15 protein-coding genes are annotated in these 15,625 nt (G+C 61.2%); 9 read left to right on the forward strand and 6 right to left on the reverse strand.

Annotated features, from left to right (window positions below; translation table 11 throughout):
• The first annotated feature begins 12 nt into the window (after positions 1–12).
• The 5 genes from BBX50_RS12765 (at position 13) to BBX50_RS12785 (ending at position 5,856) form a co-directional block, all read left to right on the forward strand.
• Positions 13–1,230, forward strand: coding sequence for an amidohydrolase (locus BBX50_RS12765; RefSeq protein ID WP_065775699.1), 1,218 nt, complete (start codon positions 13–15; stop codon positions 1,228–1,230).
• Between the two features lie 124 nt (positions 1,231–1,354).
• Positions 1,355–2,116, forward strand: coding sequence for a GntR family transcriptional regulator (locus tag BBX50_RS12770; RefSeq protein WP_320410503.1), 762 nt, complete (start codon positions 1,355–1,357; stop codon positions 2,114–2,116).
• A 618-nt stretch (positions 2,117–2,734) separates the two neighbouring features.
• Positions 2,735–3,391 (forward strand): flavin reductase family protein, encoded by a 657-nt coding sequence (locus BBX50_RS12775; protein WP_065775701.1) that lies wholly within the window; start codon positions 2,735–2,737, stop codon positions 3,389–3,391.
• Entirely contained in the window at positions 3,391–4,158 is a 768-nt protein-coding gene (locus BBX50_RS12780; protein WP_083213662.1) for an aspartate/glutamate racemase family protein, read from the forward strand. Before BBX50_RS12775 ends, BBX50_RS12780 begins: the two co-directional genes overlap by 1 nt.
• A gap of 354 nt (positions 4,159–4,512) precedes the next feature.
• Positions 4,513–5,856 (forward strand): hypothetical protein, encoded by a 1,344-nt coding sequence (locus BBX50_RS12785; protein ID WP_065775703.1) that lies wholly within the window; start codon positions 4,513–4,515, stop codon positions 5,854–5,856.
• Between the two features lie 93 nt (positions 5,857–5,949).
• Here BBX50_RS12785 and BBX50_RS12790 read toward each other — a convergent pair whose 3' ends face one another.
• The 5 genes from BBX50_RS12790 to BBX50_RS12810 form a co-directional block, all read right to left on the reverse strand.
• Entirely contained in the window at positions 5,950–6,705 is a 756-nt protein-coding gene (locus BBX50_RS12790; RefSeq protein ID WP_065775704.1) for a hypothetical protein, read from the reverse strand.
• Between the two features lie 319 nt (positions 6,706–7,024).
• Positions 7,025–7,807: a FadR/GntR family transcriptional regulator gene (locus tag BBX50_RS12795; protein WP_065775705.1), complete on the reverse strand. Its 783-nt coding sequence runs from the start codon at positions 7,805–7,807 to the stop codon at positions 7,025–7,027.
• A 45-nt stretch (positions 7,808–7,852) separates the two neighbouring features.
• A complete protein-coding gene (locus BBX50_RS12800) occupies positions 7,853–8,749 on the reverse strand; it encodes an NAD(P)-dependent oxidoreductase (protein ID WP_065775706.1) in 897 nt (298 codons plus the stop codon).
• Positions 8,750–8,933: 184 nt separating this feature from the next.
• Complete coding sequence (locus tag BBX50_RS12805) at positions 8,934–9,926, reverse strand: sugar-binding protein (RefSeq protein WP_065775707.1); 993 nt, start codon at positions 9,924–9,926, stop codon at positions 8,934–8,936.
• A 47-nt stretch (positions 9,927–9,973) separates the two neighbouring features.
• On the reverse strand, positions 9,974–10,954 hold the full coding sequence (locus BBX50_RS12810; protein WP_065775708.1) for an NAD(P)-dependent oxidoreductase: 981 nt from the start codon (positions 10,952–10,954) through the stop codon (positions 9,974–9,976).
• A gap of 173 nt (positions 10,955–11,127) precedes the next feature.
• On the opposite strand from BBX50_RS12810, the gene BBX50_RS12815 reads away from it, so the two are divergent.
• The 3 genes from BBX50_RS12815 to BBX50_RS12825 all read left to right on the forward strand — a co-directional run bounded on the left by BBX50_RS12815 (position 11,128) and on the right by BBX50_RS12825 (position 13,433).
• Positions 11,128–11,895, forward strand: a complete 768-nt coding sequence (locus BBX50_RS12815) for an ATP-binding cassette domain-containing protein (protein WP_065775709.1) — start codon at positions 11,128–11,130, stop codon at positions 11,893–11,895.
• A gap of 46 nt (positions 11,896–11,941) precedes the next feature.
• Positions 11,942–12,937, forward strand: coding sequence for an ABC transporter permease (locus BBX50_RS12820; protein ID WP_065775710.1), 996 nt, complete (start codon positions 11,942–11,944; stop codon positions 12,935–12,937).
• Between the two features lie 178 nt (positions 12,938–13,115).
• Complete coding sequence (locus tag BBX50_RS12825; protein WP_065775711.1) at positions 13,116–13,433, forward strand: hypothetical protein; 318 nt, start codon at positions 13,116–13,118, stop codon at positions 13,431–13,433.
• Between the two features lie 71 nt (positions 13,434–13,504).
• On the opposite strand, the gene BBX50_RS12830 is transcribed toward BBX50_RS12825, so the two are convergent.
• Complete coding sequence (locus BBX50_RS12830) at positions 13,505–14,422, reverse strand: LysR substrate-binding domain-containing protein (protein ID WP_065775712.1); 918 nt, start codon at positions 14,420–14,422, stop codon at positions 13,505–13,507.
• 272 nt (positions 14,423–14,694) lie between these two features.
• On the opposite strand from BBX50_RS12830, the gene BBX50_RS12835 reads away from it, so the two are divergent.
• On the forward strand, positions 14,695–15,618 hold the full coding sequence (locus BBX50_RS12835) for a DMT family transporter (RefSeq protein ID WP_065775713.1): 924 nt from the start codon (positions 14,695–14,697) through the stop codon (positions 15,616–15,618).
• The last annotated feature ends 7 nt before the right edge of the window (positions 15,619–15,625 follow it).

A 15,625-nucleotide genomic window follows, 5' to 3' on the forward strand; every position in this document is an offset into this window, starting at 1 on the left:
CGAGGAACCACGATGACTGCAGACCTGCTCATTCGCAATGCCCGCCCCTTTGGTGGGCCTATCGAAGACCTCTTTATCCGCGACGGGCGCTTCACTGCGGCAAGCCAGACCCGCTCCTCGATCGAAATTGACGCGTCCGGACATATTGCCTTGCCGGGTCTTGTCGAGGCGCATACGCATCTCGACAAGACACTCATTGGCATGGACTGGTTCGAGAACCGGGTCGGACCGACACGAAACGACCGAATTTTGGCCGACCGCACTGCCAAGCGCGAGCTTGGCATCAGCGCGCGCCGACAGTCTGCCCGTCAGATCGCCCAGACACTCGCCCATGGTGTTTTGAGCATTCGCAGCCACGTCGATGTTGATACCGAGATCGGCCTCGCCAATATCGAAGGCGTCCTCGAAACACGCGAGGCAATGCGCGATCTGGTCGACGTGCAGATCGTTGCCTTCCCACAGAGCGGGATGCTGCCGCGCGAGGGTACGTTTGAGCTGATGGATGAGGCCCTGAAGGCCGGCGCCGACATTGTCGGCGGTATCGACCCGGCCTCCATCGAGCGTGATCCGGTGCGGCATCTCGATGCAATATTCGCCCTTGCCGACCGCCACGGAAAACCCGTCGACATCCACCTGCACGAACCGGGCGACCTCGGGGCCTTCTGTCTCGAACTCATTGTCGAGCGAACCCGCGCCCTGTCGTTGCAGGGACAGGTCATGGTGAGCCATGCCTATTGCCTTGGGACGCTCGATGCCTCACGCCGGAATGCACTGATCGGGCTGCTGGCTGCAGAGCGTATTGCGGTGATGACCGTAGGCAGCCCCTCGGCTCCGGCATTGCCATTACGGTTGATGCGCCAGTACGGCCTCACTGTCGCCTCCGGTTCCGACGGCATTCAAGGTACCTGGGAGCCGTTTGGCAGCGGGGACATGCTGGAGCGGGCCAAGTATCTCGCACAACGAAACGGCATGGCCAACGATGTCGATCTCGAAGAAACCGCCCGTATCTGCACTTTCGGCGGTGCGGAAGGCGTCGGGCTCGAAGGTTATGGCCTCTCCGAAGGCTGCTTCGGCGACCTGGTGCTGGTACCGGCGCGCACCTTGGCGGAAGCCGTTGCTCTCACACCCCACAGGCGCACGGTCGTCCGGCGCGGCCGCGTGGTCGTGGCGGGTGGCGAACTGGTTGGCGATTTGCCCGCCATCGAACGAGGCGGTGCGATCGTGGCGTGAACGATCATGGCGCTCCCCGTTCGGTGCGACAGGTCGCAATTGAGGCCGTAACCGTCTGCTCGCGGGCGTTGGGCCGTGCTTTACGGCTCGGTCCACGCGGTGATAGTTGTTTGCAACCCAGCGCTTGGCGAAGTCTGTCAGCGCACGCTTGGTCACTCTCAGGATAGCCATGATCCCCAAAACCAGCGGCAGCACGCAAAAATCGGCGGTCCCGAAGTCGGATGCAGTCTATCGGATCTTGAAGCGTGCAATCCTCGAGCAAGCGTTCGCTGCCGGGGCGAAGCTCCCGGAGGATTCGATCGGCGAAAGGCTCGGCGTAAGTCGAACCATCGTGCGTCAGGCCCTGGCACGATTGAATGGGGAGGGTCTGATCGAGCTGCGACCGAACAAGGGCGCGTGCGTCAGCCACCCCAGCCTGGAGGATGGGCACAATATCTTTGCTGTGCGCCGCTCGTTGGAGACATTGGTCGTCGATAGCCTGATCGGCAGGTTGACCGCGCCGATGATCAAGGAGCTTGAGGCGCATGTCGACGCCGAAGACATGGCGCGGCTCAACAATCCGTCGGCCTCGATCCAGCTCGCGGGCGAGTTCCATGTTCTGCTCGCACGACTGACGCAGAACGCGATCCTGTTGCGGTACGTCACCGAGCTCGTTTCGCGGTCATCCATGATCTTGTCGCTCTATGGTCGCCCACATTCGTCCGATTGCGCCGTATCGGAGCACCGTGAGTTGATCGCCGCCCTTGCACGGAATGATCGCGAAGGTGCCTGCAAGCTGATGGACCATCATATAGAAGCCATCACGTCCCGGGCTCTGATCAAAGGCAGTTCAGAGAACGACGTGTCGAATCTTCTGGCGGCCTATGCAAGAGAAGAGGGTCTCTAACAAGCTTCCTCCTTTCGACGAGCGTGGGATCTGGCGGATACTAAAGCCCGCTCCCCAGGCAGGCGCAAAGACACTCGCGCCATCACCGGCATTCTCAATGGAATGCCTTCAATTAATGGTATGCAATCACTTCCCGTAAATTGATTTTGGCCGGCGCTCCAGCGCTTGCGAGTGGGTGCCAACATCGGCCTGACTTTTCCTTCCTCCGTTCCGGCAAGGTCCCGTCAGCGATGGTCCCCGTTGCTTCTGAGTTTTCGTTATAAATTTGATTTTATTGCAATATTGTCTCTCTAACTCAATCTAGAGCGTCATTCTGGCGGCACGCGGAATGACAAGCCCAGCCCTTCTTGCGATCGAGAAATAGGATTTTCATTCGCTACGAGACGTATTTATTGCATACAATATTGACGATGAAATGGATGCAATATATACCAAAACAGGGATCGGTTAACGCTGGGAGGGCAAGGACCAGACCCATCCGTTCGCGCTGCGAATTGCCGGCCTGAGCGCATGCCCTTTCCTTTGACGATCAAAGCGGCCGGTGTCGGTGATGCTCTATCGCTGCCCCGCCGGCCCCGCTCGTGGCCAACACTTGGGTAGATATGCAGGAGACCCGGAATGCAGATCGATTTCACCACGCTTCCTTCACCTGACCGCTATCGCTTGCTGACCAATTTCATCGGCCCGCGGCCGATCGCGCTCGTTGGAACGCGATCTTCGGGGGGACGCAACAATGCGGCGCCGATGAGTTTCTTCAACGTGTTTGCCCATGAGCCGCCTCTGGTCGTCCTTGGCATCCAGAACCGCGGCAATGGTGATGAGAAGGATACGGTCGCAAACATCCGCCGCACCGGCGAGTTCGTCGTCAACATGGTCGACATGGCGCTCGCCGAAGCGATGATCGTCTGTGGCGTCAACTTCGCCGCGGAAGTGGATGAGCTGGATTTCGCCAAACTGACGCCAACACAGTGCAACCAGATCGATGTCGCCCGCATCGCCGAAAGTCCCTGCAGCTTCGAATGCAAGGTGGAGCGCACGCTCGATTATCACAAGCGCGTGCTCGTCATAGGCAAGGTGGTGCACATGCATATTCAGGACCAGTGCCTCGATGCTGGGGGACGCTATGCGAATCCCGAAACCTACCAGCCGATCGCAAGGCTGCATGCCGACAACTACATCACGTCAGATCGTCAGTTCGAACTGAAGAAGCCGGATGAACTCCTGCCCTTCGAGTTTGCCCAGGTAAATGCGCGGGCGGAAGGGGACGCGCAATGATCCGCATCCACGTTATCAATCCGAATTCGACAGCGTCGATGACGAGCCAGATTGCGCGTGCGGCCGAAGCGGCACGATCGACGGGATCGGTGATCGATGCCGAGACTGCAGCGAATACACCGGCTTCGATTGAGGGGTATTCCGACGAGGCGATGGCGGTCCCTGCAATGTTGGCTGCGATCCGCGCCGCCGAAGGGCGGGGCGCTTCGGCGCACGTGATCGCCTGCTTTGATGACCCCGGTCTCGCGGCCGCGCGCGAGGTCGCCTCCGGCCCCGTTATCGGTATCTGCCAAGCGGCAGTGCAGGTCGCCATGACCGTAGCGACACGCTTCTCAGTGATCACCACCTTGCCGAGATCTGTGCCGGTCATTGAGGACCTTGTGGCGCACTATGGCGCCGCCTCTCGTTGCCGTCGCGTACGTGCGGTCGACCTGCCGGTTCTGGCGCTTGAAGCCGACCCGGAAAGCGCGCGCGCGAAACTTCTAGACGAGGCACGTGCAGCAATACGGGTGGACGGGGTTGATGCCATCATCCTTGGGTGTGCCGGCATGGCAGAACTATGCGACTGGCTTTCTCGCGAAGTTGGGATACCGGTCATCGACGGCGTGGCGGCAGCGGTCAAGCTCGCCGAGGCGCTCGCAAGCGCTGGCTTTCGGACCTCAAAAGCCGGTGCCTACGCTTACCCCCGCGACAAGTCGGGTGACCTGCAACCGCCATCATCGGCCAGCCGCGCCGCGGAAAAGGTCGGCGCATCAGGCGTGAGATAAGTTCGGTACGTAATCGGTGCTGCCAACCGTCGCTCAAATCTAGAGTTCCCTCGCATCCTGCAAAGCTGGGGATGCGCGCCTGCCCCGCCTTCGAGCGGGGCCCTTTTTTTGGGAGGGCCTTTTGGCCGCTTATCCCCGTTGGGGGTGTCGATGACGTATCGCCGGGAGCCGCAACGGCGATGCGGGGTCGGGTCTTCTGCAATGGTCGCAAGTCCGTTGGTCAGCTCCGCTCGCCTCACGGTTTGAATTGCAACGATACTTAATGTCACTTCCTATTTTGCGCCGTTCAGTGCAGTGGTTCTTCACATAGTTTGTATGGTTGCCCCGCGACCCAGCTTTGAGAGAACCGGCAACATGAAAGAACCGACCTCTTTGACGCAGTTCCCACGGACGAACATCTTCCGTAAAGGCGATGTCTTTGTTCTGTTTGGTGAGCTGTTTGATCGAGGCTATGCCACGCATCTTGTCGACCAAGCCAAGAAAGCCGGCATGGAAATTGTTGGCATCACCGTCGGGAGACGAGACGAAGGCAACGTCCTGCGGCCACTCAACGACGAGGAACTTGCGGCGGCCGAAGCTCGGCTCGGTGGCAGGATCGTCAACGTGCCGCTCATGGCTGGTTTCGATCTCGACGCGCCGTCGGGTGAGCCCACGCCAACCGATCTTCTCGCGAAGATGACGCTGGAGACCTGGGAAGACGAGAAGCTTGACTGGTCACATATCGAGAGATGCCGAGACGTTGGCGTCGAGAGGTTCAAGAATTCCCTGTCGCAGGTCATGCACATCCTTGATGGCATGATCGCTGATGGCAAGAATGTCTTCTTTGCTCACACGATGGCCGGGGGGATCCCAAAGGCCAAGGTGTTCATGGTCATCGCCAATCGCATCTACAAGGGGCGTGGCGCTCGGCACATGTCGTCGCAAACGCTGCTCGACAGCGATATGGGCAAGCTCATCCTCCAGAATTTCGATGAGGTCTCAGCCAACACTTTCCGACACCTGATTGATCTGAGTGCAGCCATCCGAGCCCGCATCGAGGCTTCCGGGGGGCAGGTTCGTTACTCGGCCTACGGATACCATGGCACAGGCATACTCGTCGCGAACGAATACCGGTGGCAGACCTATACCAACTACACCCAAGGATACGCCAAGATGCGCCTCGAGCGCGTCGCGGAGGAAGCCTGGGCGGCAGGTATCAAGGCGACGGTCTACAATTGCCCTGAAATCCGCACCAATTCCTCCGACGTGTTTGCTGGTATCGAGCTGCCCTTGATTCCGCTCCTGCGTGCGCTCAAAAAAGAGGGCGGCGGTGAATGGGTCACGGAACAGTGGCAGGCGTGCCAGGACCTTCTGGCGGAGGAGTTCACGGTCGAGGACGTTCTGCAGAAGATCTCCGATCTTCAGGACAGCGAAGTGATGCGGCCCTTCTACGATTTTTCGTCTTGGCCAATGCCCAACAATCCTGGACAGTCCGACCTGACGATCGGTACATCCAACGAGATCACGCTGATGCACAAGGACGGCAAGGCGCTGATCTCCGACCTCTTGAGCCGGTTGGTTGTAGAGGCGGTTGGGCAACTCATCTTTGGGGAAAGCTCGGAGCCGTCGGGGCCGGTCCTATGGCTCAACCATGACATCGTCGCCCGGACTTTGGTCCAGACGAAGGGCGCATCTCGTGACGCTCTCGAGGCGGCATAAACGTCACGACGTGTCGCCGAAATCGGCCAGCCACCGAACTTTTATACGCGGTCGCACGTTCCGACAGGGTCTGTAGGGCAGAGGGCCGTCTCGTCAAGGCGCCTTGGCGGTATCGGAGGTCAGCTGGACCAGTAGATGCGTGACGATCGCGTCACGCTTGGCCAGGCCCTTGGGTCGGCCCTCGGTGTCCAGCGCAACCAGCGTCCTGCGTGCCAACTGGTCCATTTTTGTGAGTGCTTCGGCGTTCGTTGCTTCGGCGGCGATCGCCTCATTCGTGAACCCCGGTAGTTGCAGAAGCTTGCCTGCATCGGGCGCATCGAGCGCTTCGCGGAACCGCCTTTGCGCCTCGTTGGCGTCCTGGCCGGTAAGAAAGTTGATCACGGCCCGACCGTCGGCGGCAGCGGCGAACTTCCCCTCTCGGTCGGTGACAACCAGCGTCAGTTCCGGATCAACGCTTGACAGAGCCTGCAGATAGAGGATGACTGCAGCGGGGGCATAGTAGCCCGGCCGGCCGAGGTTCAGAACAAGCGCCACCGGGCGCCCCGGCGTCAGAGTGCGTGTCAACCTCTCGATCGCCGACACTCCTTCCTTCTCGATCGATTGGAAATCCTCGACGACATCCGTGAGAGGCAACAGTTTGACTTCGGACTTGGCCGCCTCGCGAAATTTCAGTGCGACACCGCCGGCGGAAAACTCGCTGATCGTCCCTGAAGCGATGCCCCAGACCCCGAGTGGAAGCAATAGCAGCGCAATGAAGGTTGTGCTTTCCTCGATGCGCAGGCGCTTGAGCATCAGGGCAAGCAGCATGGCGACTGGAATGCTTGCGAGAGCATAGGCTACGGCACTCATGGACACTCCCCCCGCTCGTTGGTCGAGTCGCAATATCCTCCACCATTATAACGGGATTTTCCGGTGCTAACTGTTACATTCGTAGCAAGGGGATCGACCGTTTTGGCGTCGGATGCAGCACGCTGTTCCAGCGAAGGCCGGCCGCGTGCGGCTCGCCGTGCCGTCATGGGCAATGTCTTGCGATCGGCAAGGCGAGGGCTGCGACGTTTCGTGCACGAAATCGCGCTGCTCTGGGCCGCACATTGCCGTTCGCACCACTTTCAGCGGCATCCTCGTCACGGATGAGGAGGTGCGCTCCAAGACCGCATCGACCCGACGATCATACGCTGCGCTCCGATTGCGCTATGAGCTCGTCGGTATTTGCCAGAAGTCGCCGCACGGCATTGCGGGCGGCGTTCGGACGTCGCAGGCGAATGCTCTTCTCGATGTCCGCGTGGAGCGTCAGCGCGTGCACGGAACTGCTGTCGTCGCGGGTCACCAGCACGAAAAGGTGGTTGAGTGCGGATTCGATCATAGCGCCGAGCGGTACCATGAGATCGTTTCCGGAGGCGCTCAGGATCGCAAGATGAAAGCGTGTGTCAGCCTCGGTGCGGATCTGCAGCGTTGTCGCCTGTTCCATGCCTCGCAAGGCCGCACTGATCTCGGCCATTTGCTCTCCGCTTCGACGGGTGGCTGCAAGCGCGGTTGCCTCCGGCTCTATGATGTGGCGAAATTCCTGTACGGTCTTGAGGAACTGCAGCCGGTCCGGTGATACCGCATACCAGCTCAGGACGTCGCGATCGAGCAGGTTCCAACGCTCCTTCGGCTCCACCCAGCTACCGATCTTCGGGCGCGAGGCAAGCAGCCCCTTGGCCATCAGTATCTTGATCGCCTCCCTGACCGCGGTGCGGCTGACGTCGAAGATCTCCGTCCACTGGGCCTCGTTCGGCAGGATCGTTCCGGGTGGATAGTCGCCACGCACGATCCTGAGCCCGATGTCATCGGCAAGCGACATGTGGACGCTTGGTCCAGACATGCGCGGCGCATCGAGGCGCCGGCTCGCCCGCGCCGCCTCCGCCGTAGCCGATCCGGCGGAGACTTTTCCCGATTGTCGTTCAGCCATTTTCGTCATTTTCTCGCATCTGTGCCGCTCGGCCGCTGCATCGCGTCATTTAGCGCCAACATATTTCCGCCAGCTGTGTCGCGGCTGAAAGCCGAGCATCGCGCGCGCTTTGCGGTTTGATAGCAGTGTCTCGTATTCGCCGAGCTGACCCTTGACCGGAACGCCCTGATAGAAGCGGTCGATCAGCTCCTGGGTCGGGAGGTCGGAGGACGTCTCGTCATTTGCCGCGTTGAAGATCTGGAACCCGAGGCCATCCGTCTCGATCGCCCGCATGGTGATCTGGCCAAGGTCGCGCGCGTCGACATAGCTCCAGGCGATGCGCTTGCGGAAACCCGGATCGGCGAACCAACCGGGGAAGAGGTGGTACTCGTCGGGCTCGATGACATTGCCAATGCGCAGGGCATAGATGTCGGCGCCGCTTCTGAGCGCAAAGGCGCGGGCGGTCTTTTCGTTGACGACCTTGGAAAGTGCGTAGCTATCCATCGGGTCGACGTCATAATCCTCGTCGAGGGGAAAATAGCGCGGGTTTCGCGGCTCGTTGGCGAAGACGAGGCCGTAGGTCGTTTCACTCGATGCGATGACGATCTTGCGGATGCCAAGCTTCACCGCCGCCTCGATGACATTGTAGGTGCCCATGGCATTGACCCGAAAGAGTTCGTTGTCGGGGGCGATCAGGATGCGAGGGATCGCAGCGAAATGAACCAAGGCATCGATCGGCTGCGGCGCGAGCGACTGGTCGAATTCGTGCAGGCCCGTGTAACTCGACAGCGCGTTGAACACCTGGCCGCTGTCTGTGATGTCGGTGATCAGCGTGCGCACCTTCGGATTGTCGAGGGGCTTGGTGTCGAGGTTGAGCACCTGGTGGCCGTGCTCGACGAGGTATTGCACGACATGGCGACCGGCCTTGCCGCTGCCGCCGGTGAAGATGATCCGCTTGGTCATTGTGCTCTCCATGTCCTGCAAGATTGATGGATGATCCCCTATCGACAATGGTTCGCAAAGGGGATCTTCCAAGCGGCGTCGTTGCAGCTAGCCGCGGCCAGCCGGCAAAGTGCCCGCCGACCGCGGTTGTCGCGGATATGGCAAAAACCGGGGCGCTCGTCAAAGGGGCGCCCCGGACGCAGGTTTACTTCTGGATGCAGGTGTCGGCCGTGTCCTTGGTGCATTCGTCGAGACCGGTGAATACCGGATCGTCCACCGGCTTGCCGGCGATCAGGTCCAGCATGACAGACGGCGCCTTGTAGCCCATTTCGAACGGGCGCTGGCCGACGAGCGCAGTTACGAGACCTTCCTTGGCAATCGCCACCTCTTCGCCGATCGTGTCCGCGGCGCCGATGACGAATTCATTCTTCGCGATCTTGTCGGCCATCGGCTTGAACAGGTCGCGATAGGGTTGCGGCGCGCCGAAGAGCGGCCAGCCACCCATGATGCCGAAGGCGTCGAGATCGGGATTGGCGGCGAGGATATCGGTCATCGCCTGCACGCCCTTGGCGCCGTCGTCATTGGTAAAGACCGGGCAACCCGCGACCTCCGTCCAACCGCCTTCACCCTTAAGCTCGGCCAGTCCTTCCTTCCCGGTCAGCACATCGCGCATGCCCTGGGCACGCCGCAGGATGTTGTCGGCGCCTGGGTTGCCCTCGATCGTGCAGATCTTGCCGCCGTTCGGCTTGGCTTTCTTGATGTAATCGGCGATCCGCGCGCCCATCGTGTAGTTGTCGGTGCCGAGATAGGTCTTGCGCAGGCCCGCATCCTCCTTGGCGAGGTCGGCATCGAGCGTCATGACCGGGACGGTCGGGTTGGCCGTCTTCAGCGTCTGGGCAATCAGCTTGGCGTTGGATGGCGAAATGGCGATCGCAGCTGTGCTGGGCTTGCCGAGCATGTCCTGCACGATCTGCGCCTCGCCGGCTTCGTCCGATGTCGACGCCGGGCCGGTGTAGAAGCACTCATATTCCGAGCTTGCGTTTTCCTTGTTCCACTTCTGGCATCCCTGGTTGATCGCCTCGAAGAACGGATTGTCGAGGCCTTTGACGACAATGACGAGCTGCTTCTTTTCCTGGGCGCCGGCGGAGCCGGTGGCCAGCGCGAGCGCCGCAACTGCAAGCACCAATGCTTTCCTCATTCTATCCTCCCGTTGAACAAGCGGACACCCTCTGCCCGCGGCACAAATCAACCCGGATACCAGACAATGCGAGGATCGTTTGGCGGACGCTCGTATTGCCAGGCCTGGTCGATAAGCTTTTCGAGATCGTAGTCCGGTTGCCAGTCCAGCAGGTATTTTGCCTTGCTGTTGTCCAACCAGTTTGAATGGAAGTGGCTCGGAACGTCGACGGACGGCAGACCGCGGGAGCGCTGGAGGTAGCTTGCGACCTCGCCGTAGTCGACCGGGCGGTCCATGGCGATGTTGAAACGCTGGCGCTCTGCGCGCGGATTGTCGAGTGCACTCAGCACGGCTGACACGAGGTCGCTGACGTGGACGAAGTTGCGCTTGAGCGGCCTTCCCTCGGCATCGCGCAGCAACGGTACGGTTCCGGCCTCTACATGACGCCTGGCTTCGTCAGGCGAAAAAAACGTCTTCCAGTCGGGCCCACCGAACACGTCGTCGCCGAAGGAAAGCGAGTGCTTGAAGTCGTCCTTTTCCATGATCCACGGGGCCCTGAGGCAGCAGACATTCATCCCGTATTGGATTGCGTACTGCTCGACGATCACCTCCTCGAGCACTTTCGAAAGCGCGTAGCAGCCGGGATAGGCGCGGTGCGGTGTCGCCTCCGTGATCGGTCCGTCATGAGGATAGAAGAAATGCCCGACTGCGGCGTCGCCGCCAATCAGGATAAACTGCCGGGCTGTCGGGCTCGTTCTGAACGCTTCGAGCAGCCAGAAAAGGCCCTTGACGGTCACGTCCATGACGTCAGCGGGCGTTTCCTTGCAGGTCGCCAGGTGCACGACATGGCTTACGCCGGCAATCGCACCGTCGGCGACTGCACGATCGGCGATGGAGCCGCGGATGATATCGAGCCGCTCGGCCGGTTCGAGCGCACGGTTATGGCAGAGCGCGCGAATGCGCGCTTCTGAAAAACGCGGTCGGTCAAGCAGCGCTGCTATGAGGTGCCGCCCGACCTTGCCCGTTGCCCCGGTGACAAGGATAAGCATGCTTATCTCCCAGCAATAGCTAATATATAATTGTCTTCGGCCGTCAATCTATTTGTCATACAAAACAGGTTTATCCGGTGAGGCATCATTGACGCATTCATGGCGATTTGCGTAAATAAGCAGTCGCTAACGGGTGATGCGGCGGACATACGGCGACGCGCCCTGGCGGATCGGTGCGTGGCGGAGAGTCTGGAAGGCTGGTTGTGCTGCTAGAACTCAGCAATATCTCCAAGCACTTCGGGGCCATCCAGGCAGTGAATGACATTTCACTGTCTCTGGAGGCAGGGCAGGTCGTCGGCCTGATGGGCGACAACGGCGCCGGCAAATCGACGCTTGTCAAGATGATTGCAGGCAACTATCGCCCGAGCCATGGCACCATGCGGCTCAATGGCAGAGATATCGTGCTGCATCGCCCGATCGAGGCGAGGCAGTTCGGCATCGAGATCGTGCACCAGGATCTCGCCCTTTGTGACAACCTCTCCGCGGCGGCGAACGTCTTCCTCGGTCGCGAACTGAGGCGCGGCATCGGCCCCTTGCGCGTGCTCGACTATAAGGCAATGTACCGACGCGCCGGGGAGATCTTCAAGGAACTCCGATCTGAGACCAGAGCGCGCGACCTCGTGAAACAGATGTCGGGCGGGCAGCGCCAGGCGGTGGCGATTGCGCGTACGATGATCTCGGAGGCGAAAATCGTGCTGATGGACGAGCCGACCGCGGCCATTTCCGTTCGCCAGGTGGCCGAGGTGTTGCATCTGATCCGGCAGCTGCGCGACCGCGGCATTTTGGTTGTGCTCATCAGCCACCGCATGCCTGATGTTTTCGATGTCGCCGATCGCGTCGTCGTCATGCGTCGGGGCCGCAAGGTGGCGGACAAGCCGATCGCCGAGACCTCGCCGGAGGAGGTGACGGGACTGATTACTGGCGCCATCGAAGGTGGATGACGATCAGGCGCGCTCAATCTTCGGCACGGGAGGAATACTGAGAACGATGGCAACGACGCTGCACCAGACGATCGAACGCAGGCAGCGCACGCTCGGAGGAACGATCCTGGCCAATCAGACCTTCTGGGTTCTGATCGCCGTTATCCTTGCCTGCATCTTCCTCTCCTTCGCGACCGACAGCTTTGCGACGGCAAAGAACCTCTACAACATCACCCGCAACGTTACCTTCGTGGCAATCATCGCGCTTGGCATGACGCTCGTCATCATTACCGGCGGAATCGACCTCTCCGTCGGGTCGGTGCTCTGCCTGTGCAGCATGGTGCTGGCCGTCACCATGCACGCCGGATATGGCATCGAGACGGGCATCGCCGCCTCAGTTGCAACGGCACTGGTGATCGGAGCGTTCAATGGTGTCCTCATCGCCTATCTCGGCTTTCCGCCTTTTGTTGTGACGCTCGGCATGCTCTCGGTTGCCCGGAGCCTGGCAATGGTCGCATCCAACAACACCGTGGTCTTCGAGTTCGGCCCGGATCACGACAAGCTGCTGGCGCTCGGCGGTGGGGCGGTCTTCGGCGTCGCCAATCCGGTCATCTACATGATCGTGCTGGCGCTGCTGACCGGTTTCGTTTTGCGCTGGACGCGGATCGGCCGCTACATCTACGCGATCGGCGGCAACGAGAAGGCGGCCATTGCCACGGGTCTCCCGGTGCGGCCCGTCAAGGTCTGCGTCTACATGATCTCGGCGCTCTCGGCCGGCGTCGCCGGCATCATCCAGACCGGCTGGCTCGGTGCGGTGACCACCAATATCGGCGCGGGCATGGAACTGCAGGTCATCGCCGCGGCAGTGATCGGCGGGGGCAATCTCGCCGGCGGTGTCGGCACTGCCTTCGGCGCGCTCGTCGGCGCAGCACTGATCGAGGTGATCCGAAACAGTCTCGGGCTCCTCGGTATCAACGCCTTCTGGCAGGGGACGTTCATCGGCAGCGCGACGATCCTTGCGGTCCTTTTCGATCGCGTCCGCAACTTCCGCCAGAGCGAGTAGCATTCCCTCCTTGGGCGCAGTGACGAACCGCAGGTTCCTCGCCATGGAGACGGCTCGAAGCGACGCACGTCGTTGCGAGAAGAAAGGATCAATTCGACGCCAGGCGCTTGACCTCTTTCGCCCTGACCATTCTTCTAGTGGCCTTATCCCTATGGTTGCGAACTAGCATGGATGGTCAATGAGCGAGATCCAGAACAAATCAGTGGCACTGGTGACCCAGATCGAAGGCGCGCTCGCGCATTTGTCTCCGTCGGATCGGGCCCTGTCGTTTCTCGAAAAGTCGCTGGACCTCTATTTCGCGCTCGGAGGAAGTCCTGACGCAGCGGTCGAGCTCGTGACACAGAGCCGCACCGGGGCGCGGCCACGGGTAGAGATGTCCGTTGCGAACGTGGTGATCGAGCTCGCGGCCGCCAGCCACCTCAGCGATATCGACATGATCCAGGCGGCGTATAATCGCCTTGACGTCGAACTCCACGCGCCGCGTCCGGCAAAATAAGCCGGGCGGAGCGACACGCTCGCCGGCCATGCGGCGATACGGGCAATGCGGCTGCGTCCCTGATGGTGGGGTTATGACGGTGCACTCCCGTCAAATAGCGGGCGAAGTTTTGCCAGGGAATGGCCCGCAAACTCGGTAAAGGCGCTGACACGGGCGGTGCGGCGCAAATCCTCGTGGGTGAGAAGCCATAGGGCGGTTGCCATTTCAGCGACGGGTGGGCTGACGCGAACCAGACCGGGCGTTTTGTCGCCGAGGTAGCAAGGCAGTGCAGCAAGACCAATGCCGGCGACGGCCGCTTCGCGGGCTGAAACCAGTGAATCGCAGCGCAAGGCGGCCGGGCCTGGCCGTCTGGCCCGCATCCAACGCGCAACGCTCGAGGACGAAAGGGCATCGCCGAGCCCAATCCAGCGCTCGCCCGTGAACGCGATCTTTTCGGCCGGGTCGAGGCCACGTTCCTGAAGATATGAGGGCGCCGCATAGACGGCGAAGGCAACGGTCGCTATGCGACGGCCGACCAGGGTCTCGGGCGGATCGACGGCAGGGCGAATGGCAACGTCCGCGTCGCGATGCGAGAGGTTTGCAAGCGCGTTCGACGTGTTCACCTCCAATAGGACACCGGGATGTTGCTGCTGGAAGGCGGTAAGTATCGGCGGCAGAACGCAAGCCATCAGCGTGTCGGTGGTGGTGATGCGCAGGCTACCCTCCAGGCGAAGGTCCTGCCCCGTCAGACGACGTTCCAACTCGGTGACCGTCTCGGCCATCTGCCTCGCCACCGCCAGCAGCTCCTCTCCACCGGTGGTCAGTGTGTAGCCGGATGGGAGCCGGTCAAACAATCGAACCCCTAACTTCTGTTCGAAAGCCCCGACCCGCCTGAGCACGGTCGTGTGGTTGACGCCGAGCGCGCGCGCCGCAGCGGCGAGAGAACTCGCCTCCGCGACCGCCAGGACAAAGCGGAGATCTTCCCAGTCGATGCGGTGATGGCTGTGCATGGTTGCGCAAGCGTACAACAGGGGCGCGCATCGGGCGAGTGCAGATGCGGCGCTGTCCCCGGCCTTCTCAATCGGATGGCGGAGCCCCACCGACCAGTTTCTTCTGCGATCCGCGACAGGCAGTGGTGTGCAATTTTGCAGAAATGAACGGCGTATTGGCAGATCGCACTGCGAAGAGGCACAGGTTACTTAGGTTGCGACGGGCGGACGTTCGGCCGCTGGAGATGCAAGGCCAACCCCGTTTCCAACCTACTCATCAAGGAGGCTGTCTCATGGAGACCCTGTTCGTACCTTTGGCCCTTTTTGCCGGCGGCCTGCTGGCTGTACAGGCTGGCGCCAACGCGCAGCTTTCCAAGGCCGTCGGATCGCCATTCGCAGCGACCACGCTCCAGCTCACGATCGGGACCGGTCTGCTGCTGGTCGTTGCTCTGCTCACCGGATCTCTCGCGGTCCTGGGCGCCGTTCCTGAGGTCGAATGGTGGCATCTCGTCGGAGGCACTGCCTCGGCCGTCTATGTTGTTTCGACCATCGTTCTTTTCCCGCGTCTGGGCGCTGTGGTTTCCGTCGGGCTTTTCATTGCCGGGCAGATGCTTGCCTCCCTTGCCCTCGATAGTTTCGGCCTGCTCGGTGTGGCGCAGACCGGGCTTCGGTTCGGCGCAGCGATTGGCACCGTGATTGTGCTCGCCGGCGTTGGCATGATCGTGTTCGGCCAAGGCGGTCAAGACACCATCAAGGCGGACAAGCTTGGCTGGATTGCCCTGGCCCTTGTGGCTGGCGCGGCGCTGCCGGTGCAGGGGGCGGTCAATGCATTGTTGCGGCAGGATCTTGGGGGTGCGCCGTTTGCGGTCGGCACGATCTCGTTCTTCGTTGCAACGCTCGCCATGGCAGCAGTGATGCTCGTGGCGCTCGCTTGGCAGAAGACGCCCCGCCCCAAGCTGGGCGGCGTACAGACGATGCCCTGGTGGGGCTGGCTGGGTGGTCTTGCGGGGGCAACCTATGTCACCACCGTGTTCACCGCGATCCCCGTTATCGGCGCGGCCGCCGCGGTTGGCTTCACCGTTGCAGGCCAGCAGGTCGCAAGCGTGTTCGTCGATCGCTACGGTTGGTTCCGCCTTCCGCAACGGCCAGTGTCAGGCCTGCGCCTGGCTGGTGTGGTTCTGCTGCTGGCCGGTGTCGCTTTGCTCAAGCTCATCTGAATTCGGA

It is taken from the genome of Ensifer sp. LC11 (assembly GCF_001695835.1).
GTDB lineage: Bacteria > Pseudomonadota > Alphaproteobacteria > Rhizobiales > Rhizobiaceae > Ensifer.